The organism is Enterococcus florum, from assembly GCF_004309355.1.
In the GTDB taxonomy this organism is placed as follows: Bacteria; Bacillota; Bacilli; order Lactobacillales; family Enterococcaceae; genus Enterococcus_A; species Enterococcus_A florum.
Window position 1 is genome coordinate 165,295 of record NZ_BJCC01000009.1, and the last position, 26,959, is coordinate 192,253.

The window sequence follows — 26,959 nt, forward strand, 5'->3', positions numbered from 1 at the left end:
ATTACAGCCAATATTTTAACAGGTTGATCAAATAAAAATTTCGATTGATCCGCGCATACTGATCGGCCTTTTCCAATAGATCCACACGCATTTTTTCTTTAGTAGATTGCTGCAGGGCTTTCTCAAAATAAAGCAGATCCAAGCCTTCTGTCAGCTTATGCTCTTGGATCAGTTGAATCCCTTCATCACACAGCTTCATTGCTTTTTGGGCCTCGCCAATGCAGGCGTAAAATTGGGACGATTTATAGTACAAAGACGCTAACTTTTTTGTATTCGGGGCTCTGTTTTTCATGGTCAAGGCATAGTCAAAGTAATGCTTTGCACGATGCCATTCATTATTTTGCTGGTAATAATAGGCGATGCCTTTCAACACCAGCAATTCATACAGTGGATCATCTTGCACCAAATTCAGTGCTCGTTGGTAAGAAAGCAGTACATGATGGATATTTTCGTTTGCGTGCAGCTCCGCATAGCCTTTTAAATACAACAGGTGACCAGCTTGAATGGTGTCTTGAACAGGCAGCAGTGGAAGATAAGACTCAAGCAGGGAAAGGACCGATTTGAATTCATGGCGTGCATTCAGAGCTTCGATGAGACGGATCAATTGTACGGGGTCAGTCAATACGCGTTTGGGAATAACGGCATCGTAAGGCAGCGCTAACTGGTGACACAATGCTAAAATCACATTTTGTTTCCCATGGTTGTGGTCTTCGATTCGGGTCAACTCGGAGACGCTGCAGTAATCGCAGGCTGCTTGTGCTTTGGTCAGTTTTAAATGAAGCCGCTGATTTTTGATCACTTTTCCGAATACCTGCATCCAATCATCTCCCTATTTTTTATACATTAATTTTAAATGGCATATCCATAAAAAACAAATGATAAATAGTTCCAGAAACAGATTTTTTGATTCTCGAAATAAAACATGATACCTTTGGCTTATAAAAAGTAAGTTATGGAGGAGCCGATATGAAAACCTTATACCAACCAGGTGAAGCAGGGGGAAAAAATTTGCTTTTGCTTCATGGAACAGGTGGAGACGAAACCTCTCTTGTGGATATTGCCCGATTTCTTGATGGGAGCTGCCGTATCGTGTCTTTTCGCGGAGAAATCCAAGAGGACGGGATGAATCGCTTTTTCAAACGCAACGGCTTGAATCAATTTGATTTTGAGAGCCTGGAGCAGGAAAGCGATCATTTATTAGCTGCCATTGAAAAAGAAAGTGCCGAGAAGGGCGTTGCAATGGAAGACTGGATTCTTGTGGGGTATTCAAATGGGGCGAACATCGCCGCTCATTTATTGTTAGAGAGAAAAACCCCCTTGCGTCAAGGAATCTTTTTTCACCCGATGTCTTTGGAGGTGCATACGCAACAATTTGAGCTGTCTGATAAGCGCGTTTGGCTGTCCTATGGTGGCGAAAAGGACCCTATCGTCAGCCGAGAATCGTTTGATGAATTGGTGAAGGCCTTTCAAACTCGACAGGCGGATGTCACGATCGAGCAAACGGAGCGAGGCCATCAGCTGGATATGAGCGAACTGCAATCCGCCAAGACATGGCTAGATAGTCAATCGACAGCAAAATAAGCAGATAACTTGCTTAAAACAGGAATTGCGCCTACTCTTAGGGTATTAAAAAAAGGGGGCATCCGCTATGTCAGACATCAAAAAAGATGCAAGAGACTTAAAAGACAAGACCAAAGGTGAAGCAAATGAGACCGCTGGAAAAGTCAGAGGCGATAAAGAGCAAGAAATGAAAGGCAAAGGACAATCGTTCGGAGCTGAAGTCAAAAAGGATGCGCGTGAATTAGGCGATGACATCAAAAGAGAAGCACGCAAGCTTAAAGATAAATTTGATAAGAAGAAAGACGAATAAGAAAAAGCTGCTGGAGTGAATGCTTCAGCAGCTTTTTCTTTATTCAGTGAAGAACGTTTTGCAGGTCTAGTTGATCGCAGCATTTCAGATAAAGATGTCCCGTTACACATCCGAAAATGTCTTCAAGATTTTTCAAAAACGGACATCGTGCAGCAGAGTGATTCCATTCGTCTTGAAGGAGGACATTCTCAATTCATCGCAAAAATTTAAAAAAAGAATCGGTCTTCGAAGGACGTCTAGACGGAATGGTGGTTGCCTTTTGGTCTATCTGTGATAGAATATTTAAAATACTATGAGTTGAGAGAGTGATTATCATGAGAAAAGTGAACGTGGCAGTAGTTGGCGCAAGCGGCGCAGTAGGAACACAAATGATCCAAATGCTGGAAGAAACGAGTATGCCCTTGGGCGAAGTCAAATTTTTGGCTTCTTTTCGCTCTGCGGGAAAAGAATTGACTTTTAAGGGTGAGACCAAAGTTATTGAAGAGCTGGTTCCTGAATCTTTTGAGGGCGTTGATCTGGCGCTATTTTCCGCTGGTGGCGGTATCTCAGCGAAATTTGCTCCTGAAGCAGTCAAACGTGGTGCAGTCGTTGTCGACAACACGAGTCATTTCCGGATGGCCGAAGATGTACCGCTGGTAGTACCGGAAGTCAATCCCGAGGCATTGCGTCAGCACAACGGCATCATCGCCAATCCAAATTGTTCTACGATTCAAATGATGGTCGCTCTAGAGCCAGTGCGCAAGGCGTTTGGCTTAAAACGAATCATCGTGTCGACTTACCAAGCAGTCTCTGGTGCGGGGAATCAAGCGATCGAGGAATTAAAAACACAAACGCAGCAGTTTCTAAACGGTGAGGAGATGGCTGCAAACATCTTGCCTTGCGGGGGAGACAAGAAGCATTATCCATTGGCCTTCAACGCGCTTCCACAAATTGATGTCTTTGCAGAAGAAGGCTATACCTACGAAGAGTGGAAAATGGTCAATGAGACCAAAAAGATCATGGAAGACGACAGCATTCAAGTGTCCGCGACCTGTGTGCGGATTCCTGTATTGTCCGGGCATTCTGAATCGATCTATATCGAAACGGAAAAACCAGCAACTGTAGCAGAGATCCAAGCGGTGATCGCTGCAGCACCAGGCGCTGTTTTGGAAGATGATCCAAGTACTCAGCTTTATCCGCAGGCATTGAACAGTGTTGGAAAGAAAGAAACCTTTGTTGGCCGTATCCGCAAAGATATCGACGTCGACACAGGTGTCCATATGTGGGTCGTGTCAGACAATTTGCTGAAAGGGGCCGCATGGAATTCGGTCCAAATCGCTGAAACCATGGTTGAAATGAACTTGATATAACATCACAGAGAGCCCTTTTCTTCAAAAGGGTTCTTTTTGTTTGTAGGGATAGAATTTTTTTTGAATACTAAAAAAGGTTGGTACAAAAGGCTTTTCTGCCTTTTTTTGTCTGAGATCCTCTCGATAAATCGCAATCTTTATGAAACGTTAAAATTAATAAAAAAAACTTATTTGGAAATTTGTTAAAATAAAATCAAGTAAATGAGTAAGTTGATGGATTTTCATTGTTTTCGGAAAACTGTTTTGAAGAAATTGGGTATTTTAGTGTATACAAAAAAAGACAGCTACCCTTACAGTTGTTGTCAAAGTCCACTCAGGGCACTGAATCCCATCTTCGTCCCCAGCAAAGGTTAGTGGTCAATCATCCGTTGAGGGCAAGGGTGGTCAATTTCATGGATGTGTGCCGAAAGCAATCGTTTATCAACAGGGGGACAGAGAGGCGACTTGGTCAGTCGTTGGTTCTCTGTCTTTTTGCGTATCATTAGAGATTTGACGGTATTTGCGGTAAAGTAAAATTTACCAATAAAGGTGTGGGGGATTAGATGAGTACAGGACAAAAAGCGTTTTTAAGTGTGCTAGCAATGATCGTTGTGCTGGCTACAGGGGCAAGTATCTTTTTAGGACTGAACCGAAGGGAAGCATGGAATGCATCGGAGCAGTCCACGAAAACAACAACGGAAGCCACACAGCAAAAAAATCATGACGCTTCTGATACAAACAGACGATTGCAGGAGGCGAATCATTTGGCCAGTCAATATGATTTTCAAGCTGCGATTGCCAAACTGCAGGGCGATGAGAATCCGCAGCTAAAGAACAAGCGGCAGAATTATGAGAACCAGCAAAAAGAGCTGGTCCAATGGGAGGATCCTGCGGCCTATTCTCATCTATTTGTTCATAGTTTGATCGTTGATCCAGCAATCGCTTTTCGCACATCGCAGGGACAAGGCTATAAGGATTACATGGTGACGATCCCTGAGTTCGAGAAGGCGATCGAACAAACGTATCAGCGGGGGTATGTACTGGTGAATTATGCCGACCTGCTTCATAAAAATGAGCAAGGACAGCTGGAATTCACCGGTGTCTCTTTACCGGAAGGAAAAAAGCCTTTGATTTTGTCGCAAGACGATGTCAATTATTATGAATACATGGAAAACTCCGGGTTTGCTGAAAAGCTGATGATCGACCGGAAGCAGCAGATCAAAAATCGCTACCAATCAAATGGAGGCGAACAGGTCGGAGACTACGATATGGTGCCGATCATTGATCGGTTTGTCGCTCAGCATCCTGATTTTTCCTATCGAGGGTCAAAGGGGATTTTAGCAGTGACTGGCTACAATGGTGTGTTGGGCTATCGCAGCTCGGTATCAAGTTATGGCGATACTCAGAAGACCAAACAAGCGATGGCTGAAGCCAAACGAGTGGCCGATCGGTTGAAGGAGACTGGCTGGACCTTTGCTTCCCATTCGTGGGGGCATATTGATTTTGCCAAATCTCCGCTGTCTGATATTCAGCAGGATACGCAACGCTTCAAAAATGAAGTAGAGCCGATCATTGGAAAAACCAATGTGCTGATCTATCCATTCGGTGCAGATATCAGTGATGCGGCGAATTATACGGCGGCGAATGCGAAATACAGCTTTTTGAAGGGGCAGGGGTATGATATATTTGCCAACGTCGATGCTTCAAAACCTGCATGGGGTCAATTTACGCCAGCATATTACCGGAATGCTCGAATCAATGTCGATGGGCTGCGGTTCGATTCGGATGTAAAGGGAGAAAACAACGTATTGGAGAATTTCTTCCAAGTGGATCAGGTGGTGGACCGCCAAGCACGAGCAATGCCCTGAAAGTAAATGAGTGATGGTCTTTAAAAGCAGCTTTTGTGAGCTGGTTTTAAAGATCATTTTTGCGTTTGCTGAGGAATCGTTTTATAAGAAAGACAAGCAGAAGCAGGGTTTTGCGGCGACCTGCATGGTTTTTCAGTAAAAATCATGTATAATAGCAAATGAGTATAAGCACAGACCGTACTGAGACGGGGTCTGAGGAAGCTGAAACCAATAGATAAAACGATAAATAGAGAGGTGTCTTATTTGAGTACGATCAAACTTATCCCTTTCAGCGGTGTACGTGAAAATGGTAAAAACATGTACGTTGTGGAAGTGGACAATGATATTTTTGTCCTGGATTGTGGACTGAAATATCCGGAAAATGAATTACTGGGGATCGATATTGTGATTCCTGACTTTACCTATTTAATTGAAAACGCCGACCGTGTGGCAGGAGTTTTCTTGACACATGGACATGCCGATGCGATCGGTGCATTGCCATATTTGGTGTCGGAGGTTCAGGTGCCGGTTTTTGGGACTGAATTGACGATCGAATTGGCCAAGCTGAGTGTCAAAAACAATGAAGAAAGCAAGAAATTCAAGGATTTTCATATCATTGATGAGCATGCTGAGATCGATTTTGGCTCGGCAGTAATCAGCTTCTTCCGCACCACCCATACGATCCCGGATTCAGTCGGGATCAGCTTGAAAACAGATGAAGGCAATATCGTTTATACAGGAGACTTCAAATTCGATCCAACAGCGATCCCAATGTATTCCACAAGTTATCGCCGCCTAGGCGAAATCGGAGGGGAAGGCGTATTGGCTTTGCTGAGTTCTTCCTCGAATGCGGAAAATGCTGCGCAGGTTGCAGGGGAACGCGAAATCGCTGATGAGGTTTTTGATACCATTAAATATTGGGACGGACGAATCATCGTTGCCTGTGTTGCCAGCAATCTGCAAAGGGTCCAACAAGTCTTGAATGCGGCGCAAAAGGCAGATCGAAAAGTCGTATTGACTGGGCAGGATCTGGAGCGGATCATTCGAACGGCGATGCGTTTAGACAAACTGGAAGTACCAGAGGATCTGTTCATCACCTTGAAAGAAATGAAAAAGTATAAGCCTGAAGAACTGATTGTTTTAGAAACAGGTCGGATGGGCGAACCGATCAAGTCCTTGCAAAAAATGGCCAATGGGTCTCACCGCAACGTAAAAATCGAGAACGGTGACTTGGTATACATCACGACGACACCAACGATCGCGATGGAAACAACTGTGGCTAAGACGGAAGACATGATTTACCGTGCGGGCGGAATCGTAAAAAATATTTCCGAAAACCTGCGTGTTTCTGGTCATGCGAACCCTAAAGATCTGCAAATGATGATCGATTTCATGTCGCCTCAGTATTTCATTCCGGTGCAAGGAGAATACCGCCAATTGGCTGCTCACGCAGATTTGGCACACGAACTGGGGATTCCTTATAAAAAAATCTTTATCACAGGTCGCGGTGATGTGCTGGAATACAAAAACAAGCACATGAGTGCGGCTGGCAGTGAGCCAGCTGACAATGTGATGATTGATGGGATCGGTGTGGGCGACATCGGCAACATCGTGTTGCGCGACCGAAAGGTTCTGTCTGAGGATGGCATATTCGTTGTTGTAGTCACTATCGATCGCAAGACGAAGAAAATCGTTTCGACACCGCAGATCACATCTCGCGGATTCGTTTATGTGAAAGCCAGCCGTGATTTAATCAAGGAAAGCGGTGATATCACGAGTGAAATCGTGGAGAAGCATTTGCATTCCGATGATTTCGAATGGAGCAAATTGAAACAAGACATTCGAGATCGGTTGAGCCGCTATTTGTTCGAGCAAACCAAGCGTCGTCCGGTGATCCTTCCAGTTATCATGGAAGCGAATCAACGTCGCGGCCGCCGCAAATCCCAATAAGTTTAAACAGGAGAGGCTATGACATAAGTCATAGCCTCTTCGTCTGTGTAGATCTTAAAAATGCTGGACAAAAGGGGCGACTTTCTGTTTAGTATCAGTACCAAAGTAGCAAATCCTTGCCGCTTTTTTTGAAAACTTGCTATAATCTGCAAGAAAGGAAGTCCTGTTATGAAAACCTATCAAGAGGATCCGCTGGTCCAAAAAAACCGCTGGTGGATTTTAGTCTCGGTGGCGATGTTTGCGTTTATGTCTACTCTGGATTCAAGCATCGTAAATATTGCACTGCCTACTATTTCGAAGGATCTGATCGTCCCGATGAACAAGGCAGAATGGGTAGCGTCTGTTTATTTAATGGTGGTCTGTGCGTGTCTGCTGCTGTTTGGGAAAGTTGGAGACAGCTTTGGGAAGATCAAGGTCTATCGTTTGGGTACGGTTGTCTTTACCATCGGCTCTTTGCTGTGCGGCTTCAATCACTCTTTGGAATTTCTTCTCTTCGGTCGAGTGATTCAAGGAATCGGTGCAAGCATGACGATGGCGACGAATTCAGGGATCGCAACGGAGGTCTTTCCGATGCAGGAGCGAGGACGGGCGCTGGGATCGATCGGAGCCTTTGTTTCTCTCGGTGCGATCGCTGGACCGGGGATTGGCGGCTTGATCCTCTCTCATTTTTCATGGTCCTATATTTTTTGGATCAATGTACCAGTGGGATTGTTAACGATCCTGATCGGCGAGAAATTCTTGCCAAAGGATCTCACGATGTCGCATCGAAAGATCGACAGCTTAGGATTTGCGACTTTTGCGCTGACGATCCTGACTTTTTTTGGCGGGGTCTTTTTAGGACAGGAGTCGGGATATGTTAGTCCGATCCCGCTTCTATTGTTCGCAGTAGCAGTGCTGGCATTTTTACTGTTCATTCGGGTGGAAAAACGCAAGTCTGATCCATTGATCGTGTTCAGCATTTTCAAGAACAAGCTGTTCACCATGAGTTTGATTACAGCGGTCATGATTTTTGCTTCGAACTTTTTTGTGAACGTCGTGATTCCGTTTTATTTGCAGGATGCGCGTGGTTTGTCAGCCAGCTACAGCGGCCTGTTGATGATGGTACTGCCGTTCATGATGGTCATCGGTTCCCCGATCAGCGGCTATTTGACCGACAAAGTCGGCTCGCCGATTTTAGTCGTAACTGGCTTGAGTTTGTTGTCGCTCACTCAAGTGATGTATATTTTTATGAATGAACAAACCCCAATCTGGTATTATGTGGCAGCAACAGCAGTGATGGGATTTGGCAACGCGTTGTTTCAATCTCCGAACAACACAATGGTGATGAGCAGTGTCACCAAAGAAAACTTAGGAGTTGCCGGCAGTCTGAATTCCTTTGCACGAAACTTAGGAATGGTATTGGGGATTGCGTTAGCCACAACGATTTTATACAACGGTATGAGCGCAGCTTACGGGCAGCGGGTGACTACGTATATTGCGCATCGACCAGATATTTTCGTCTTCGGGATGCGGGCAACATTTATCGCGGCCTTAGTCCTATGCGGAGGCGCACTGCTGCTGTCAGTCATTCGTTTTAAAGGAGGGAAAAAGGCATGAGCAACCAAGTAGAAACCTTTTTAGAAGAACGTGGGATTCCATTTCAAACACAGGAACTGCCAGCCGCCAGTGAAAATGGCAGAGCAGAACTGGCTAAAATGCCTGAGGTAGAGAAAAAGATTTTTAAGACGCTGGTTCTAAAAGGGGATAAAACCGGGGTGATTGTTGCATTGGTTCCATTGGAGGGCCGATTGGATTACAAAAAAGTAGCAAAGGCCACTGGCAACCGCAAAGTAGGACTGCCGCCAATGGATTTTGTGTTGGCATATACCGGCTACGAGCATGGAGCCAATACCCCGATTGGCATTCACTTGAAGCATCCAGAATATCCGCAGCTAGCGGACCAATCGATCCAATCCTTTGATACAGTCGTCGTATCCAGCGGGGAGCTTGGGCGAGCGGTGGAGCTGTCTGTTTCTGATTTAAAAAAAGTAGTACAACCTCAGCTGGTAGATCTATTAAAATAATCGAGAGAAGTCAATTGTCCGGCAATCCTGACAGTTGACTTCTTTTTTGTGCGTGGTTCTGTTATACTATAAAAAGTTGAACTGTACTAATGGAAGTGAAAATAAAATCAGGAAACAGAGGAGCAGAGGGATATTATGGCGACGAAACATGATTTGATTTTACAGCACATCGAGAGCTTGCCAGTGGGCGAACGCATTTCCGTGCGCAGCATCGCAAAGAATTTGAGTGTCAGTGAAGGAACCGCTTATCGTGCGATCAAGGATGCGGAAAATATCGGACTCGTCTCGACGATCCAGCGGGTAGGAACGATTCGGATCGAACGAAAGCTTAAAAAGCACATCGAGCGGTTGACCTTCAGCGAAGTCGTTCGAATCATTGAAGGCGATGTGCTGGGTGGCGCCAGTGGGTTAGATAAGGATCTGAACAAGTTTGTAATCGGTGCTATGACCGAGGAAGCCATGCGCCGCTATATCACTCCGGGTTCATTGGTGATCGTCGGAAATCGTGTGGGTGCACAAAAGCTGGCCTTAAAAGATGGTGCAGCTGTCTTGATTACAGGTGGTTTTGATACGACAGAAGAAATCTCCGAGCTGGCAGACGAGCGGGGGCTGCCGGTTCTGCGAACGACCTATGATAGTTTTACAGTGGCCACCATGATCAATCGTGCGTTGAGCGATCAGCTGATCAAGAAGGACATTATGCAAGTCAGCGATATTTACATGCCGCTGGACAAAACCTATTATCTGACTATTGGTGATACGATCGCTGATTATCATCGCTTGTCAGAAGAGACAGGGCATTCGCGTTTTCCTGTCGTCAACCGCCATCTTCGGGTGATCGGTATCGTGACAGCGAAGGATGTTCTAGGCAAGGTCGACAGCCAATTGATCGACCGAGTAATGACCAAGGACCCGATCATCGTCAAACAAAACATGAGTGTTGCTTCTGTCAGCCACCAAATGATCTGGGACGGATTGGAAATGATGCCTGTGGTCACTGATGATCTTTCTTTAGTAGGGATGGTCAGCCGTCAGGATGTGATGAAGGCGATGCAGCTGGTCCAACGGCAGCCGCAAATGTCTAACACGATCTCTGATCAAATCGTCGGCGACATTGTAACGATTGACACCGACCGTCAAGGAGAACCCTTGCCTTTGCCCTATTTTAAATTTGAAGTCACTCCGCAGATGGTCAATAGTGTCGGGACAATTTCGTTTGGGGTCCTCAGTGAGATCTTAGCCAATGTGGCTCAGCGCACAGTGTTGCTGGAGCAGCGGCGAAATACATTGATCGAACAAATGAATTTGCATTATTTGCGCTTGATTCAATTAGAAAGTGAAGTCGAGATCCATTCGCGTATTTTGGAATTTGGCCGACGCTCCGCCAAGCTGGATCTGGAAGTGTTTATCGACAATGTTATCGTGGCCAAGAGTCTGGTCGTCTGCCAGGTCATGGAGCGTTCATAGAAAGAGGAAGTTTATGAAAACAACTGAAAAAATCATTGCTGCTATCAAACAATACGACAGGATCATTATTCATCGCCATAAACGGCCGGACCCGGATGCACTAGGTTCACAAGTTGGACTGGCAGAAATCCTGCGGCATAATTTTCCTGAAAAGGAAATCTATCATGTGGGCGGTCCGGTGGAGGGACTTGAATTTTTGGCAGAGATGCAGGAACTAGAGGACGAAATGTACCGAGGGGCCTTAGTCATCGTAACCGATACTGCCAACTCTCCGCGTGTCAGTGATGAACGTTATGATTTGGGCGATTATTTGATCAAGATCGACCATCACCCCAATGATGAGCCTTACGGCGACTTAGTCTGGGTCAATACTACTGCCAGCAGCTGCAGTGAAATGATCGTTGACTTTGCTTCAGAAACTGGACTTCAGCTGAATCAGCATGCGGCTCGTTTATTGTACGGCGGTATCGTGGGGGATACGGGGCGATTTCTATACCCTGCCACTACTCCGCATACCTTGCGCGTGGCTGCAGAATTATTGGATTATGGATTTGATGCAACCAAATTGAATCGCGAACTGGAGCAAGTTTCTTTGAAGGTCGCCAAATTGTCAGGGTACGTCTACCAGCATTTGGAAGTGGATAAAAATGGGGCAGGTCAGATCATTCTGGACAAAGAAACGCTGAAAGAATATGGGATTGTGGACTCCGAAACGTCTTCATTGGTTCCTCTGCCGGGAGTGATCGATTCGGTCTTAGCTTGGGCAGTGTTTGTGGAACAACCCGAGGGGTATTATCGCGTACGTTTGCGCAGCAAAGGACCGGTGATCAATGAGCTGGCTAAACGCTATTACGGCGGCGGGCATCCTTTGGCCAGTGGAGCCAATGCTCGCAATGCAGAGGAACGCCAAGAGATCTATCAGGAAATTCAAGCATTATGCGCAAATTATCGAAAACACACCTGATTTTTTAAATAAAAAGAGCATTTTGATGAAAAAAAGGCATTGACAAACATTTTATTGGTCTATACAATTGGAATTGTTAACGAATACTGTTTCATGTGACTAGATCATACTAGGCATGGAAAGAACGCACAAGAACGCTTCTTGTGTTTCTTTCCATGCCTTTTTATTTGGCCAAAGGCTAGTCGAGACAGTCGAATTATTCTGCAGAATGAGGAATGTGTTATGAAAATCAAAAAGATCTTGAATCAAAATGCAGTGCTGGTAGAGGATCAAGGCGAAGAAAAGGTCGCCATCGGCAAAGGCGTCGGGTTTGGCAAGCAGCGAAATGATCTGATCCATTCTAGAGAGATCGAGCGCCTGTTCGTCATGGAACCAGAGGGGCAGCAGAAATTACAGAACTTATTGAATCAAATCAATGAAAAGTATTTCTTTGCGGCGGAAGCGATTATTGATCACGCAGAGACTGTTCTGATGGAGAAGCTGAATGAACATATTTTCGTTGCATTGACTGATCACATTGCCTTTGCGGCCCAGAATATTGTAAATGGTATCGTAATTCGCAATAAATTGTTGAGCGAGATTGAAGTGTTGTATGGAGAAGAGTTCGGAATCGCGCAATGGGCCGTCGATTATCTGAATCGTACGTTGGAGATTCCGTATGGGTATGATGAAGCGGGGTATATTGCGATCCATATCCACAGCGCACGGATGGGAAAAAGCAGCAACTATGCCAGTATTCGTGAGATTACCATCATTTCAGATGTGATCCATGTGATTGAAAAAGAAGTCGCTATCGACATTCGCTCAAAGGAGCTGGCTTTGGATTACTCACGATTAGCCAATCATCTGCGTCTCCTGCTGCAGCGGTATCACAACCAGCGTTACGCGGTGTTGGATCAGGAGATCATTGAGATGGTACGCAAAAAATATCCTGAAAGCTATCAGATCGCCAAAAAGGTTCGGGTCTTTTTGATGAAGAATTATCAGTTAGCAATCACCACAGAAGAGCTGGGCTATTTGGCCATTCATGTGGAGCGATTGCGCGGCGTAAAAAGAGAAACAAACGATAAAGGAGAAATGAACGAATGAAAGCATATATGCAACGAATGGGCCGCTCATTGATGCTGCCAGTGGCAGTGTTGCCGGCAGCTTCGATCTTGGTCGGGGTGGCCAACTGGATCGTCGGAATGGGTGTATCGAATGGTGCTACGACCTTTTTAATGAACAGCGGCTTGGCGATTTTAGATAATTTGGCGCTGTTGTTCTCTGTCGGGTTGGCTTTGGGAATGTCAAAGGACAAAGACGGAGCTGCAGCTTTAGCAGGTCTGGTGGCTTACTTGGTCCCAAAAACCGTATTGGCTAAAGAGTCCATCCAAGTCTTGTTCAATTTGAAGGATCTGACAGATGTCAATCCGGCTTTTAATAGTATGGGGAACAATGTATTTGTTGGGATCATTGCTGGATTGGTGGCTGCGGAAATGTACAACCGATTCAGCGGAGTCAAGCTGCCCATGGCGTTGTCGTTTTTCAGCGGCAAACGTTTAGTACCGATCATGTCTTCTTTGGGCATGTTGGTTATTTCGGCAGTCTTATTGTTTGCTTGGCCAGTTGTATATGGTGCATTGGTTGCTTTAGGGGAAGGAATCTCCGGCTTAGGCTTTATCGGAGCTGGTCTGTACGGACTGTTCAATCGATTATTGATCCCTACAGGTCTGCATCATGCGTTGAATTCGGTATTCTGGTTTGATGTTGCTGGAATCAACGACATCGGAAACTTTTTAGCAGGTCAAAAAGCAATTGACAGCGGCTTAGCGATCGTTGGGAAAACAGGGATGTACCAAGCAGGATTCTTTCCAGTAATGATGTTTGGACTGCCGGCTGGTGCGCTGGCGATCTACCAATGCGCACGACCAGAAAAGAAAAAGGTCACCGCTTCACTGATGGTGGCGGCGGCTTTCGCTTCTTTCTTCACGGGTGTAACAGAGCCTTTAGAATTTTCGTTCATGTTCGTTGCTTGGCCAGTATACGTACTGCATGCGATTTTTACTGGGTTGTCTTTGGCAGTCAGTGCCTTTTTCCAGTGGACAGCAGGCTTTGCCTTCAGCGCAGGTTTTGTAGATTACTTCCTGTCCTTGAAAAATCCAGTGGCGAATCAGCCATTGATGCTGGTGTTGCAAGGGGTGGTCTTTGCAGCAATCTATTACTTCGGATTCCGTTTTGCGATCACGAAATTCAATTTGATGACGCCAGGACGTGAGGAAGGTGATGGAGGAGAGATGCCTGATGTGGAAACTTCTGGTGACGGCAAACATGCTGCAATGGCCCAAAAGATCTATGAAGCACTTGGAGGCGGGGACAACGTAACGGCGATCGACAATTGTACGACACGTCTGCGGTTGCAGGTTCAAGACACAAACGCGGTCGACCAATCGAAGATTAAAGCAACAGGTGTTCCAGGACTGAAAGTGATTGATGCTAAGAACATTCAAGTAATCGTTGGCACAGAAGTTCAATTTGTAGCGGATGAAATGAGCCGGCTGCATCAAGGCGGCGGCCATCCGACAACTGCTCAAGTAGAAGTCCCTGCTACAGAGGAGGTAGTGAAAACACAAGCATTGTACGCAGTTGCTACAGGCCGTCTCGTACCGATCACCGAAGTGTCAGACGACGTTTTCTCTGAAAAAATGATGGGCGACGGGTATGCGGTGCTGCCAACCTCGGGTGAAATTTTTTCACCAGTCGCTGGGACGATCTCCAACGTTTTCCCAACCAAGCATGCAGTCGGCATCACCACTTCTTCTGGAATCGAAGTGTTGCTGCACATGGGCTTGGATACAGTTGATCTGGGCGGAGCACCTTTTGAGGTCTATGTAGAAGCCGGGCAAAAAGTCGGGAGAGGTCAATTGATTGCTGAAGCTGACTTGACTGCGATCCTTGAAGCAGGCAAGAAGACGGATATGATCGTTGCCTTGACGAACATGGATCAAGTGGCCAACTTTGAAATTACCGAAGCAAAAGAGGTTCAAAAAAATGAAGTCATCGGTGAATTGACTGGAAAATAAATCGTTGAACACAGCAGGGATCGTTTTCCTTGCTGTGTTTTTCTTCCATGCAGACACAAACACCCTTTTCAAATGTGGATTTATTCGCTAAAATAAGACATCACACAAAAAAGGAGAACAACAATGTCATTACCTAATTGCCCGTCGTGCCAATCGGAATATACTTATGAGGACCGCAGCATGTTTGTGTGCCCAGAGTGTGGACATGAATGGAATGAAGAAACCGCTGCTGAAGAAGGATTCGTTGTCAAAGACAGCAACGGCAACCTTTTACAAGATGGCGACAGCGTGACTGTCATCAAAGATTTGAAAGTCAAAGGAGCCTCTAACCCGATCAAACAAGGAACCAAGGTCAAGAACATTCGCTTGGTCGAAGGCGATCACAACATCGATTGCAAGGTCGACGGTTTTGGTCCTATGAAATTAAAATCAGAATTCGTCAAAAAGCTCTAGGGAGATTCTTAGAGCGGTCTTCACACATTTTTCATTCCTTTCTGCTACACTTAAGGTAGAAAAATAAGATAGGAGAAATGTCTATGTATGGCTATCCTTTTGGATTTTTTGATCCAACATTCATTCTGGTAATTGCTGGGTTAGCAATCAGCGGAATCGCTTCAGCGTATGTCAATTCAACGTTTCGCAAATACGATGAAGTCCGCAGCCGCAACAATTTGACCGGTACCCAAGCTGCTCAATACATCTTGCAGAATCAAGGGATCACGGATGTAGATGTACGACCGATTTCCGGAAATTTGACGGATAACTACAACAGCCAAGATAAAACACTGAATTTGTCAGAAGCCACTGCTCGCTCCACATCTGTAGCGGCGATCGGTGTCGCTGCCCACGAATGCGGGCACGCTGTACAGGATGCGAAGAATTATTCCCCACTGCGTTTGCGGCATGCGATCGTTCCTGTTGCCAATTTTGGATCGACCATCGCCTTTCCAATTATATTGATCGGTGTTTTCATGGGCTGGAACCAAACCTTGATCAATGTCGGGATCGCAGCCTTTTCATTGGCTTTGGTCTTTCAACTGGTCACCCTGCCGGTGGAGTTCGATGCTTCACGCCGCGCTCTGGCGATCCTTGAGAATGGCAATATGCTCGAACCAGATGAGCTGCAAGCCGCACGAAAGGTTCTAAGTGCTGCTGCGTTGACCTATGTCGCTGCTGCTTTGGCGACGTTTCTTCAGCTGCTGCGCTTGATCCTGTTGTTTGGCGGCAATCGAAATCGGAATTAAGAATCAGCTGAGGCTGATTCTTTTTTTTGATCCTTTTTTCCCGACAGTAGGTCTTTTGTTACGGTTAATCCTGGGAATGTGGTATCATTGTGGTAGAAACAAGAATAGGAATTCTCCGGTTTTAGACAGTAGGATTTCTATTGCCAGTCAAGAAAAGGAGCTGATACCCATGAAAAGATCGACCAAAGTCAAAATCGGTGCAAGTATCATCGTCGCTGCCAGTGTAGCTACCGCCGTCATCGCCTCCGGCAAGATCGTAGAAAAGGCGCGTCACGTTTCCAACCGTCACAAAGTGAAAAAATTTGTCAGCGACAAATTTGAAGGCAGTGAAAAGCTGTTAACGATCGTCGACAAGCTTTCTGATGAGGATCTAGACAATATCATGAACATCTTGGGGAAAATCAAAGATGGAAAAAAGCGCGTATCGGTCTATGGTGATTCCATCAAAGAAACCACCGACGACTTGAAAGATAAATTAATGAATTTAGTGGAAAATGTGATCGATTAAACCTTGCTTGCTGCAAGGTTTTTTCTTTTGCTGAGAAAGGAGTTGTTTTTTTTTCTTGCTGCCTGTACAGTAAACCATGAGGTGGAAAAATGGAAAAGACAACTTCATTTACTGAAGAAGAAAAAATCTATTTTATGCAAGAGGCTCTCAAAGAGGCGCAAAAGGCGGAAATGATCGCAGAAGTCCCAATCGGTGCAATCATCGTACATCAAAAGAAAATTATCGGGCGCGGCCATAATTTGCGGGAGCACAGCCAAGATGCCACCAGTCATGCAGAGATATTTGCGATTCAGGAGGCGTGTAAAGGACTGGACAGCTGGCGTTTGGAGGATTGTCAATTGTTCGTTACCTTGGAGCCTTGTCCAATGTGCAGTGGCGCCATGATTTTGTCCAGACTGGAAGAAGTTTATTTCGGAGCATATGATCCCAAAGGCGGAACGGCTGGAACGCTGATGAATTTGCTGGAGGATGAGCGGTTCAATCATCAAGCCTATGTGGAAGGTGGTATTTTGGCAGAAGAATGCGGCCAACAGCTGACAAATTTCTTCCGGCAGCTGCGGGAAGAAAAAAAACGGAGCAAAAAGACTAGCCAAGCGGAATAGAATTTGTTATACTATTTTTTGCCGAAAGGCTAGGACAATGTCGGGCTTGTGAATTGTGTCAGATCTGGAAGGAAGCAGCACTAAGCAGGATCCGGCATGTGTCTGAAAATAAGAGAAACATCCCAACAGGCGAAGGCCTGTTTTTTTATGCTCTTTTTCCGCAAGTCTTTTCTGAAAAAGGATTGCTTTCGACTGGTTTTTTATACTATTATAGAATCAAAGAGAGTACAGGAAAAATGAAGGGGTATTCTTATGGGGAAAAAACAACAGCCAAAGACGGCCAAAAAGAGTTATTCAACGATCAAAATCATTGCTGGAATCCTGCTGATCATTTTTGCGGTACTATTTAGTGATCAGCTTGAACATCTTTCATTTCCATCTTTTTCGGCATCTCGAGAATCGGAAATCTCGTACATCGATGGAAAAGATGCGTTATGGTATATCGATGAAATTCCTGACTGGGACGAAGAGATCTATGAGGATATTCGTGAAGCCACTGTCCATTCGGAGACAGACAAGGATGGCAATTACACTGAAAGCTATTCAGATGGGGATGACTATGAGGAATTAGTCGAACTTGTAGGACCGCCAAAACACACCAGTGCGTATGAAGATGAAACGACGGGTGTACGAGTTACTGCCACCTGGCAGGCAGACCTGGATCTAGGAGAGGATGGAGAGCACGTAGCAGTGACCATCGACTATGATCGGGAAACTGGACAGATCCTCAATAAAAACTGCTATGCATCCATTCTGCAATAAAAAAATCTTTGTCCAGCTTTTGGACAAAGATTTTTTTATTGCAATTCATTTGGCGGCCGGGTATCGATATTCTCTTTCAGCAATTGGCTTTCTTTTCGAATGTGATAGATCTTATGGATGTTGATGATCAAAGTTTTAATCACCGCATAGACTGGAATACAGATCAACATGCCCAAGATTCCAGCGACACTGCCAGCACCGATCAAAACGAGAATGATCGTCAATGGATGGATATTCAAGGATTTTCCAAACAACAATGGCTTGATCAAATTGCCGTCCAGCTGCTGGATGATTAAGATTGACAAGGCCATGTACAATGCTTGCAGCGGGGAAATAAAAAGTCCGACGATTACAGCAGGTACGGCACCAATAAAGGGACCCACGTAAGGGATGATATTGGTGATCCCGCAGATGATCGCCAACAGCAGGCTGTATGGCTGGCCGAAGATCGTCATAGCCAAAAAGCTTAAGATCCCAATGATAAAAGCGTCCAATACGGTACTGCTGATATAAGCAGACAAGGTTTCGTTTAATTCCCTCACGGTTTGCCTCAGCTCTTTGCGAATCGTCAAAGGGAAAAATTGTGAGACCGCATCTAAAAACTTGTGGCCGTCTTTAAACATAAAGATCAGGATAAATGGAACTGTGAATAAAAGCACGAAAAACTTCATGGCAATCCCAAATAAACGGGATAAGCTGGAGGAGACACTCACGATCACTAGGTTGATCAAATTATTGATCGTCAGGTTTGCCGAAGCCAGCTGCTCTTCTAAGTTAAAGCTGCGAAATTCTTTTCGTTGTGCCAGCTCATTCAACCAGCGTCCAGACTGTTCTGCATACAACGGCAGATTTTGAGTCAGCTGAATGGTTTGCTCCATCAACTGAGGAACGACATTCATCATCGTCAGCACGATGATAAACGCGACCACGATAAAAGTCAGCAAAAATCCAATGACACGAGGCAAACCCCTTTTTTCTAAAAGCACGACGATTGGGTCGAACATATAATAAAGAAATCCAGCGGTCAATAAAGGCAGAATGATCGCCGAAGCCATCCCTAGGATAGGCTCAAAAATATTAGGCATTTGCAGTAAGAAATAAATGCCGATGATCGTCAGAACGATCTCAACTGTCCAGAAAAACAGCTTGGAATGTTTGAAGCGTGACAGCATAAAAGCCTCCTTTTTCATTTTAACGGGTCAATTTAATCAAAAATTGAAAATGCTGCTACCAACCCCTACGTTGCTAACATGCTCTTGCATATGGCTCCATCTTATCATTTATTGCGAAAGGGAAGAAACATTTTAAACAAAATAAAAGAAAAAAAGTTTGATTGTTGCAATCAGGCTTTCATTTGCGATTTGCTGCACTCGATATTGAAACCTGATTCAGTTAGGAGTACACTATATTCAATAACAACTGTTAAGTGACTAAACAGCTTGTTAGCGTAGATAGATCGGAGTTTTAAAACATATCATCGATTGAGTGTTCCAGCGTTTTCGCAAGATTCTGCTGTCCGATCTGAAAGGTGAGGGTCAAAAAATAGGAGGAAAACCATGAAAGAGAAAAATGCGTTCCACGTAAATGGCTATGCTGGATTGCTCGTGCTGGTCTTGATGCTTCTGGCAGGTGTCTGGCTATTTTACCAAGGAGCGATGGCCAATCGTACTGGTTTTTACATTGTTGCATTTTTATTATGGCTGATTGCGTTTTTGTTTATCAGCTCGTTAACGATCGTCGGACCTAATCAGGCGAAGGCAGTTTTGTTTTTTGGGAAATACTTGGGCACGATTAAAAGTAATGGGTTGTATATCACGACACCGTTGACTCGGAAAATCAATGTGTCTTTGAAGGTGCGCAATTTCAACAGCTCACTATTAAAAGTCAACGATTCTGACGGAAATCCCGTTGAGATCTCAGCCGTGGTCGTGTTCAAAGTCGTTGATACTGCCAAGGCGTTGTTCGATGTGGATTATTACTTGGATTTTGTCGAGATCCAAAGTGAGACAGCGATCCGCCACATCGCTACTCAGTATCCTTACGACACCTTCAATGACGACGATATCTCCCTTCGCGGAAACACGACGGAAGTATCCGAAGAATTGGCTAAGGAGCTGGACGAACGGTTGTCGATCGCAGGAGTCAAGGTGATCGAGACCCGCCTGAATCACTTGGCTTATGCGACGGAGATCGCCAATGCGATGCTGCAGCGGCAACAAGCACGAGCAATTCTGTCAGCACGGCAGACGATCGTAGAAGGGGCAGTGACTATGACTCAAATGGCCTTAGAGCAGATCGAAAGTGGTCAAGACATCCACTTTAATGATGATCGCAAGGTGCAGCTGATCAATAATCTGCTCGTCTCGATCATTACAGATAAAGGAACACAGCCGGTAATCAATACAGGCGATGTAAAGGACAGCAAGTAATCTGAATCGTTCGTAAACAAGGAGGCGAAAGCAATGAAAAAGCTCTACATCAAACAAAAAGTTTTCAGTATCGGTGAAAAATTCACGGTGATGGATGAACAGCAAAACCCACGTTATTACGTAGAGGGCAGCTTCATGAAAATCCCCAAAAGCTTCAAAGTGGAGGATGAACAAGGGCATGTGATCAGTACAATCACCAAAAAAGTCTTTAGCTTACTGCCGAAGTTTTACGTAGAGATCGATGGCAAAGACATGATCGAGATCTCTAAGGAATTGACCTTTTTGAAAGCCAAGTACACGATCGATGCTGAAGGCGTCAATGTGGAAGGCGATTGGTGGGACATGGACTTCGTCGTGGAAAAAAACGGCAAAAAGATCGCAGACATCAATAAACGCTGGATCTCCTGGGGAGACACCTACGAGGTGACGATCTTTGATGAAGCCTACGAGCACCTGATCATCTCCTTAGTAATTGCGATCGACCGCGTCAAGGACGATGAAGCAGATGCTTCAGCCAGCTCCTAATCAGAAATGGGCCTATTGCTAGGCCTATTTTTTGTGTCTTGATTTTTTCTTCGCTACAATGAAAGAAAGGGGATGCAGTTTTTCATTCCTGTTGCAAGAAGAAGGGAGTAGATAGCAATGGAACGACCAACGACAAAGGCGACCCGTTGGATCAAATTTATCGGTGGTCGAAACCTGATTTTCACGTTGATTGCCGGAGTATTATTAGGGGCACTGATCTTTGTGTTTTACCATGTTCGATTTATCTTTGAACCGTTGGCGATTATTTTTAAGACAGTGTTCGCGCCGATCCTGTTAGCGTTGATCCTGTATTATTTATTAGACCCGATCGTCAATTATTTTGAAAAAAAAGGGGTCAAAAGGTTGTATTCGATTTTAGGAATCGTGGTTGTTCTGCTGGGAGTAATCGGCTTTTTCGTGGTTTGGGCGGTGCCAAAGATCTATAGTCAAACGGCAAGCCTGGTGGAAGATTTTCCGAACCATGTAGACAACTTCAATCAAACCGTCCAACGTCTGGTCTCTGGAACGATGCTGGAGGAGCCGGCGCAGGATGTTTTTGGATCGTTGGAAGATGTCGTGGGTCAGGTGATCACTACGTTGTCTGATTCGTTAGGAGATATTCAAACATTTGTGGGCAGTATTTTTTCAACAGTCAGCGGCTTTTTTGTAATTTTATTTACAGCACCAATCATCGCCTTTTTCTTGTTGAAGGATGCGAAGGGCTTTAAAAGCTATTTCTTGAAGCTGATGCCGCCGAAATTCCGAGAGGATACCAATGAACTAGGTGGAATATTGAACAGTCAGGTCGGAAATTACTTAAAAGGGCAGTTCATTGTCGCTTTAGCAAATGGTTTGATCATTTTTATCGGCTTTATGATTATCGGCATGCCTTATGCTGTTCCGCTGGCGTTGCTGGTGACCATCACTTCATTTATCCCTTATATTGGGCCGTTTATTGCCTTTGTACCTTGTGCTGTTATTGCTTTGCTGGAGTCATTTCAGCTGTTACTGGCTTTAATCGTTGTCTGGATCATTGAGCAGGTTTTGAACGGCAATGTAATCGAGCCAAAGGTTTTAGGCGATCAATTAAAAGTTCACCCAGTAACGATTGTGTTGGTGTTGCTGGTAATGGGAAATCTTTTCGGATTGTTTGGCCTGGTTTTCGGTGTTCCGACGTATACGGTCTTTAAAGCCTTCGGTGTTTTCCTATTTCGCAAGTTCAAACAGCGCTACAACAAGTTTTATGGCGAAGATGAAGGGGAATATGAGCAGACAGAATTCTCACAGGAAGAATATCCGAATAACTAATTTCAGAAAAAAAGTAAAAAGTTTTTGCAAATTCTCGAACTTTGTTTTAATCTATATATATGCGGTCGTGGCGGAATTGGCAGACGCGCTAGCTTCAGGCGCTAGTGGTAGCAATACCGTGGAAGTTCGAGTCTTCTCGGCCGCATATAGAAACACCCAAAAAACATTGATTTAACAGTGTTTGTTGGGTGTTTTTTTGTACCTCGAAAATCCCACAAGTGATTTAAAAAAGTTCTTTAGAGGATCTTATCAAAGAAGGTTTCAAACTTTTCTTTGTTCTTTTTCTTCGTCAATATCAGTATCTCACTTCAATGCTGCTACTTCCTGATATCTAGCTCCAGTAGATAAACAGAAGTATTTTACAGGAGCGTCTAAGAGCGTCTGTTTGAGCTTCTCTGCTAATGTTCACCTCGGTTGAGTGAATGACCTCTCTGCTCTGCCTGTCAATTTGACATTTCTAGTAGGGGTGATTTGAAGATACCTCATATCAATTACTTTGAGAATTGCAGACTTGATAATGCTGTACTGATCTTCGACAGTTGTTTTAGACAAACCATTCTTTTTAGGGCCTTCAGGCGATGCAACTAATTCATATTTTGTAACACGGTCAGCAGAATTTTTTCCGCGGTTGAATGTTTCGACGTACTGTTCAAAAAAATCGACGAGTCCAATTGTTTTTACATTTTTACCATTCATTAGTTTGCTTAAGAAATCTGTTTCCTTCTCTTTAGCATCTGAGCGAGCGAGTTTTACAGTAAAGCTCTTTTAGGCCAACTCACTTTGCTTGCAATAGTTGTGAATAAATCTGATTTTCCGTTGCGGAATCAAACGTACGTTCGTTTGCGCTAGGGGAGAAAAGCCTGGAGGCTAATTCTATGATATATTTGGCTTGTATAAATCTCATCCAGTTTAGGAGGTATCAATGAGCTTCAACAATAAAGTCTAATTATTTTTTTTCAACTTTAAGATTAGATCAGAAAATGAAACATACTCTCCCTCATTAAGGGTGATATTTTGTGGATAGGTCTCATCAGAGTAATCTTGATAAAACTTAATCCAACTGCTAGTTCCCAGTGATGGATCGACTGAATTCATGATTCTAATAGTATGGAGTGTCTCACCACCGTCTGGATTGAATGCTTCAGTTTTGTACGTGCCAGTAGGAATATCTCTTCCTACTTTATAGGTACCTTCAAAGAGTTTCTTAGCATTGACTTTTTCTCTGTATTCTGATGGATACATTTTGGTGTTGCCAAGTTCAATAAATTGCCCTGATTTGAGATAAACAAGGTCAGCACTGAACTCATTTACGGTTTTCTTTTTAAACTTTGCTTTTGAAAATAGACTATCTTTAGTCAAATCTTCAATTGGCACATTAATATTACTGGATTCTATTTCTGCAGTTTTATTGGCATCTGAATATATTGTATAACTGCCAAAATAAAAGTCTTTCCTGCTTTCTAAAAAGTTCTTAGCACTTACTATAAGATATTCTCCTTCAGGAGCATCCTGACCAATTAAGTAACTGCCTTCTTTATAAGTGTTCTGTTTTCTCATATCAGTATTTGGATCTTTTTTCTTTTTAGATGCAGCAATAGCTAAACTTGAACCACCCTCAAATGTTCCTAAAGATGAAGCGGACAAAGAGGAAATACAAACTATAAGTAGTGACAACCCACAAACTACCAGTTTTCTTTTTTTCAATTCTTTTCTCCTTTTCATGTAATACTCAAACTATTCAAATCCCCAAGCCAGAATCGAACCAGCGGCGCCAGGTAAGGGAGTTATCCACATTGCTAAAAGAAAAGCCCGAGGGCTATTCAAAGCGATACGCAAGAAATTATTAGAGGCGTAAAATTTCATAATATGTTAATTTTAGGCAACAATAGTTGAACCATGTGTTACCTATTTCAATAATCGACCAAACCTTGTTCTTTTGCCCATTCGTATTGAATTTCGCCACTAGTTGGAGGTCGCCCGTGTTGCTGCTGAAAATCGTTAACAAACTGGTCTCTTTTTTGATCAGCATCATTTTGGGCGTGCCACTGAGCGTTGGCTTCGGCTTCCATTCTTCTAGTTTGTTCTTGCTGATCTGGAGTAAGGTTATTCCAGTAAAGAGTAGGATCTTCTTGCTGCTGTTGTTGAGTCTGAGCCTGTTGCTGGTTTTGTACTGCTGTTTGTTCTTCAGCAATTCGTTGCGCTTCAGCCGCTTGCTGCTTAATACTATCTAGAGTAGCCAAAACTGACTCTAAACGTTTCTGCAAAGGCTCATTGCCATCCGGAATAGCTTCAACTGCTGCTTTAGCAGCATTGAAGGTTTCATCAGTTGGGTTCGCTTCAGCTGCTTTCATAGCATCATCAGCTTCTTTGACTTTTTGGGCAATTAATTCCTGTTTTTCCTTTTCAGCCTTTTCGGCTTCTTTTTTCTTCTTAGCTTCTTTTTCAACCTTTTCTTTGCTTGCTTTTGTTTCTTGCTTTACAGAAGAATCGGCTGTTTCAGCATTTTTATCGTTGGAGCACGCTGAAAAAAGAAAGGTAAAGCACACCAAAAACAATAAGCCAATTTTTTTCATTGCTATTCCTCCATTATTAACGAACACGAGTAAATTTAATATTTCCTTTCAAAATTCGTTTTTTTAGATAAGTGAGTGAAATAAAGACCTACGATGAACAAATATCGTAATTCGACCAATGGAATACGGATGTATGCCCTTTTTGAATGTTTAAAGAAAAGCCTAACGGTTAATCTTATTCACTACTTTGATCAGTATTAACTTTTTTTACATAAAGTTCGATTTCTTCAAGAGATTGTGTGTCAACAAGTGTTGTTTGTTCTCCGCTATCCGTTGTTTCGAAGGTATATTTTATTTCGGTATTTGGTTCTGGATTTTGATCAGTAATTACATAATCCTTTCTGTTTTCTTCAGTGACAGCCTCACCATTTTCAGAAATAAAAACTAGTGTCAAATTTCCCTCGCCGTAACTATCCATAATATTCCCGCTTAATCTTTCGGTTCCAGCTGTTGATGCATTTCTTCCAACATAGTTTTTTACGTATGCAGTATTCTTGTCCTTTGACTGTTTAAGTTTAAATTTTCCATTATCGGTACTGTTGGAACTGATACTTGAAGAAGGGCTGCTATTGTCCTGGCTAGATTCGTTTTCACAACCCGTAAGTAAAATACTAAAACAAAATAGTAAGCATACCCCAACAATTTTTTTCATTTGATTCCTCCTTTACAATTTAAAATAATCCTTTATTCAATGTATTACTAATCGACTTTGAATGTCAGTAGCACCTTTCGCAAGGAGTCAACCCTATGCTTTGAGCGTGTTCCAATGTAGATGGCGAGTAAGTACCATTTCCACATTGGTGTGAATGGTATTTCGACCCTGTTGGTGTGATAAAGACTGATTGACTTTGCTCAGCATGATGACTATTGGCTTCATCGGCAGCCCTCCTTGCTTCTGCTTCAGCAGCCTGTTGAATTAGTCCTTCTTCTGCTCTACATAGCTCTTCATAAGTCAAAATTCCGTCATTATTGTAATCCGCCTGAGAAGTGGCTTCCATTATCACTTGCTCACCGTTTGGCAGAATCCTCAAAACTCGATGTTGTTCGCCACTAGGACTTGTGAGTATTTGACCAATTCTAGGATCCTGTGCAGGAGTTTGTTCCGTTTGTGGTGGCGGTGCTACTTGTTGTTCTTGCTCTTGAGAAAGGATTCTGCTAGTCCCATCGGCGTAATCTATTTCTACATTGTCCTGTATGTTAAAAATGAAAACATTAAAAGAGATATCGTCAGAATCGATTGATTTTCCCTGCATATGAACACCACGTGCTAGCAGTTCGTCATCTTTAAAGACAGGTATGACTGAATAACGAACATAATTGTCCTCGCTTTTTTCTAGATATGTTTTTATGTCCATTTCAAAACGCAGCATTTCAGGGTTATTCAGTTGTTGTGTGCCAGTGATAAGATTTTTCCAGTTAGCATTTTCACCAGATAAAGCAAATCCAATTAAATGCGACCGATTGTAAAGGTAGCTATCTCCAATTTTTTTGCTATGCCAACCAGTTGGTTCTACGTTAGAAATATCAGAACGTTTTTCAGTCGGCATCAAGCTTTTATTTAACAGTGCCTCAGCATAAGTGGCACGATTCAATTCATCCAGATCTCCATACTTTTCCCAGGCACCGGCTTTTATAGATAGTTCCTCATCAGTAAAAGTTGGTTTTCCATCGTTGACGTCTATTGTTTGCTGATCTGCGTAAGATAAGTTTGCTAATTCTTCGTTTTGTTTTATACGAGATTCTAAAGCATCCTTAAGCTTCTGGTCATCGTTTTCTTTTTTCAAACGTTCTGTTGTAGTTTGTTTGGTAGAAGAATCGGCTGTTTCAGCATTCTTATCGTTGGAGCACGCTGAAAATAGAAGGGCAGAGCACACTACTAGCAATACACTTAGTTTTTTCATTGCTTTACCTCCAATTATTGACGTCTATTTTTTAATTATTTGGAGCCCTGTAACCAGCTTGTTTTTGTTCTTTGATTTTTATTATCTCTTCTAAATGTCAATCGGAGTATCTAAATCATCATTCAAATGTGAATCATTAGTTAGCTTTATCCGCATACCATTTTTGTTAATCCAGACACGAACAATTCATTTACTAACGTTTTAATAGTCAAGAAAAGAAACATAACCCAATGCGACATTATGTCTTAATTCTACTACGCAATTTGCGTACAAAAAAGAATTTTTTTCAAAGTAAGAAATGTGCATACCCCAACTATTCCAAAGACGTTCATTAAACCGAATAAAACCTGTTCATCATTAATGGTATCCATTTCAGTAAAGTGAAATGGATATACTAACAAAAAAAGCCGATATGCTTCTCGGCCGCATTGCATCGTTTTCTCCCCTTATTATGTGGGTAGAGATTTTTTGCACAAAAAAAACCAGAGGACGATTCCTCTGGCCAGACTGTAGACAAAAGACGTTCAAAACTCGTAATTTGAGTATTGAACGTCTT

At 43.5% G+C, this 26,959-nt stretch carries 26 protein-coding genes, 1 tRNA gene and 1 other RNA gene; 22 read left to right on the forward strand and 6 right to left on the reverse strand.

Going from position 1 to position 26,959, the window contains the following annotated elements; all coding sequences use genetic code 11:
- Window position 1: 1 nt before the first annotated feature.
- Entirely contained in the window at window positions 2-817 is an 816-nt protein-coding gene (locus NRIC_RS05925) for a hypothetical protein (protein WP_146621770.1), read from the reverse strand.
- A gap of 149 nt (window positions 818-966) precedes the next feature.
- Between NRIC_RS05925 and NRIC_RS05930 the strand changes: the two genes are divergently transcribed.
- From NRIC_RS05930 to NRIC_RS06015, 18 genes are all read left to right on the forward strand, one after another.
- The gene (locus tag NRIC_RS05930; RefSeq protein WP_146621771.1) at window positions 967-1,581 is read left to right on the forward strand and encodes an alpha/beta hydrolase; all 615 of its coding nucleotides are present in this window, start codon (window positions 967-969) and stop codon (window positions 1,579-1,581) included.
- A gap of 67 nt (window positions 1,582-1,648) precedes the next feature.
- On the forward strand, window positions 1,649-1,870 hold the full coding sequence (locus tag NRIC_RS05935; protein ID WP_146621772.1) for a CsbD family protein: 222 nt from the start codon (window positions 1,649-1,651) through the stop codon (window positions 1,868-1,870).
- Between the two features lie 15 nt (window positions 1,871-1,885).
- Complete coding sequence (locus NRIC_RS05940; protein WP_146621773.1) at window positions 1,886-2,080, forward strand: hypothetical protein; 195 nt, start codon at window positions 1,886-1,888, stop codon at window positions 2,078-2,080.
- Window positions 2,081-2,184: 104 nt separating this feature from the next.
- Window positions 2,185-3,219, forward strand: coding sequence for an aspartate-semialdehyde dehydrogenase (locus NRIC_RS05945; RefSeq protein ID WP_146621774.1), 1,035 nt, complete (start codon window positions 2,185-2,187; stop codon window positions 3,217-3,219).
- Between the two features lie 542 nt (window positions 3,220-3,761).
- Window positions 3,762-5,066 carry a polysaccharide deacetylase family protein gene (locus NRIC_RS05950; RefSeq protein WP_146621775.1) on the forward strand — a complete coding sequence of 435 codons (1,305 nt, stop codon included), beginning with the start codon at window positions 3,762-3,764 and terminating at the stop codon, window positions 5,064-5,066.
- Between the two features lie 243 nt (window positions 5,067-5,309).
- Entirely contained in the window at window positions 5,310-6,995 is a 1,686-nt protein-coding gene (locus NRIC_RS05955) for a ribonuclease J (RefSeq protein WP_146621776.1), read from the forward strand.
- A gap of 168 nt (window positions 6,996-7,163) precedes the next feature.
- Window positions 7,164-8,591: an MFS transporter gene (locus tag NRIC_RS05960; protein ID WP_146621777.1), complete on the forward strand. Its 1,428-nt coding sequence runs from the start codon at window positions 7,164-7,166 to the stop codon at window positions 8,589-8,591.
- Window positions 8,588-9,058, forward strand: coding sequence for a YbaK/EbsC family protein (locus tag NRIC_RS05965; RefSeq protein ID WP_146621778.1), 471 nt, complete (start codon window positions 8,588-8,590; stop codon window positions 9,056-9,058). Before NRIC_RS05960 ends, NRIC_RS05965 begins: the two co-directional genes overlap by 4 nt.
- A 135-nt stretch (window positions 9,059-9,193) precedes the next feature.
- Complete coding sequence (locus tag NRIC_RS05970) at window positions 9,194-10,525, forward strand: DRTGG domain-containing protein (protein ID WP_146621779.1); 1,332 nt, start codon at window positions 9,194-9,196, stop codon at window positions 10,523-10,525.
- Between the two features lie 13 nt (window positions 10,526-10,538).
- On the forward strand, window positions 10,539-11,489 hold the full coding sequence (locus tag NRIC_RS05975) for a DHH family phosphoesterase (protein WP_146621780.1): 951 nt from the start codon (window positions 10,539-10,541) through the stop codon (window positions 11,487-11,489).
- A 222-nt stretch (window positions 11,490-11,711) separates the two neighbouring features.
- A complete protein-coding gene (locus NRIC_RS05980) occupies window positions 11,712-12,578 on the forward strand; it encodes a PRD domain-containing protein (protein WP_146621781.1) in 867 nt (288 codons plus the stop codon).
- Window positions 12,575-14,551, forward strand: a complete 1,977-nt coding sequence (gene nagE / locus NRIC_RS05985; protein WP_146621782.1) for an N-acetylglucosamine-specific PTS transporter subunit IIBC — start codon at window positions 12,575-12,577, stop codon at window positions 14,549-14,551. Before NRIC_RS05980 ends, nagE begins: the two co-directional genes overlap by 4 nt.
- A 123-nt stretch (window positions 14,552-14,674) precedes the next feature.
- Entirely contained in the window at window positions 14,675-15,004 is a 330-nt protein-coding gene (locus tag NRIC_RS05990; protein ID WP_146621783.1) for a zinc ribbon domain-containing protein YjdM, read from the forward strand.
- 83 nt (window positions 15,005-15,087) lie between these two features.
- Window positions 15,088-15,795 (forward strand): zinc metallopeptidase, encoded by a 708-nt coding sequence (locus NRIC_RS05995; protein WP_146621784.1) that lies wholly within the window; start codon window positions 15,088-15,090, stop codon window positions 15,793-15,795.
- Between the two features lie 169 nt (window positions 15,796-15,964).
- A complete protein-coding gene (locus NRIC_RS06000) occupies window positions 15,965-16,303 on the forward strand; it encodes a hypothetical protein (protein WP_146621785.1) in 339 nt (112 codons plus the stop codon).
- Window positions 16,304-16,392: 89 nt separating this feature from the next.
- The gene (tadA, locus tag NRIC_RS06005) at window positions 16,393-16,905 is read left to right on the forward strand and encodes a tRNA adenosine(34) deaminase TadA (protein WP_146621786.1); all 513 of its coding nucleotides are present in this window, start codon (window positions 16,393-16,395) and stop codon (window positions 16,903-16,905) included.
- A 27-nt stretch (window positions 16,906-16,932) separates the two neighbouring features.
- Window positions 16,933-17,017, forward strand: an RNA gene (ffs, locus tag NRIC_RS06010) — signal recognition particle sRNA small type.
- Window positions 17,018-17,157: 140 nt separating this feature from the next.
- Complete coding sequence (locus tag NRIC_RS06015) at window positions 17,158-17,667, forward strand: hypothetical protein (RefSeq protein ID WP_146621787.1); 510 nt, start codon at window positions 17,158-17,160, stop codon at window positions 17,665-17,667.
- A gap of 35 nt (window positions 17,668-17,702) precedes the next feature.
- Here NRIC_RS06015 and NRIC_RS06020 read toward each other — a convergent pair whose 3' ends face one another.
- Window positions 17,703-18,839 (reverse strand): AI-2E family transporter, encoded by a 1,137-nt coding sequence (locus NRIC_RS06020; protein ID WP_146621788.1) that lies wholly within the window; start codon window positions 18,837-18,839, stop codon window positions 17,703-17,705.
- Window positions 18,840-19,223: 384 nt separating this feature from the next.
- On the opposite strand from NRIC_RS06020, the gene NRIC_RS06025 reads away from it, so the two are divergent.
- The 4 genes from NRIC_RS06025 to NRIC_RS06040 all read left to right on the forward strand — a co-directional run bounded on the left by NRIC_RS06025 (window position 19,224) and on the right by NRIC_RS06040 (window position 22,074).
- Window positions 19,224-20,096: an SPFH domain-containing protein gene (locus NRIC_RS06025; RefSeq protein ID WP_146621789.1), complete on the forward strand. Its 873-nt coding sequence runs from the start codon at window positions 19,224-19,226 to the stop codon at window positions 20,094-20,096.
- Window positions 20,097-20,129: 33 nt separating this feature from the next.
- On the forward strand, window positions 20,130-20,621 hold the full coding sequence (locus NRIC_RS06030; RefSeq protein WP_146621790.1) for an LURP-one-related/scramblase family protein: 492 nt from the start codon (window positions 20,130-20,132) through the stop codon (window positions 20,619-20,621).
- Window positions 20,622-20,738: 117 nt separating this feature from the next.
- Window positions 20,739-21,929 (forward strand): AI-2E family transporter, encoded by a 1,191-nt coding sequence (locus NRIC_RS06035; protein ID WP_146621791.1) that lies wholly within the window; start codon window positions 20,739-20,741, stop codon window positions 21,927-21,929.
- A 61-nt stretch (window positions 21,930-21,990) separates the two neighbouring features.
- Window positions 21,991-22,074: transfer RNA gene (locus NRIC_RS06040), tRNA-Leu, on the forward strand.
- A gap of 797 nt (window positions 22,075-22,871) precedes the next feature.
- Here the strand turns inward: NRIC_RS06040 and NRIC_RS06045 are convergent.
- From NRIC_RS06045 to NRIC_RS19415, 4 genes are all read right to left on the reverse strand, one after another.
- The gene (locus tag NRIC_RS06045) at window positions 22,872-23,633 is read right to left on the reverse strand and encodes a hypothetical protein (protein WP_146621792.1); all 762 of its coding nucleotides are present in this window, start codon (window positions 23,631-23,633) and stop codon (window positions 22,872-22,874) included.
- A 206-nt stretch (window positions 23,634-23,839) separates the two neighbouring features.
- Window positions 23,840-24,502, reverse strand: a complete 663-nt coding sequence (locus NRIC_RS06050; protein WP_146621793.1) for a hypothetical protein — start codon at window positions 24,500-24,502, stop codon at window positions 23,840-23,842.
- Between the two features lie 175 nt (window positions 24,503-24,677).
- Window positions 24,678-25,154 (reverse strand): hypothetical protein, encoded by a 477-nt coding sequence (locus NRIC_RS06055; RefSeq protein ID WP_146621794.1) that lies wholly within the window; start codon window positions 25,152-25,154, stop codon window positions 24,678-24,680.
- A gap of 64 nt (window positions 25,155-25,218) precedes the next feature.
- Window positions 25,219-26,403, reverse strand: coding sequence for a DNA/RNA non-specific endonuclease (locus NRIC_RS19415; protein WP_146621795.1), 1,185 nt, complete (start codon window positions 26,401-26,403; stop codon window positions 25,219-25,221).
- Window positions 26,404-26,959 lie beyond the last annotated feature (556 nt).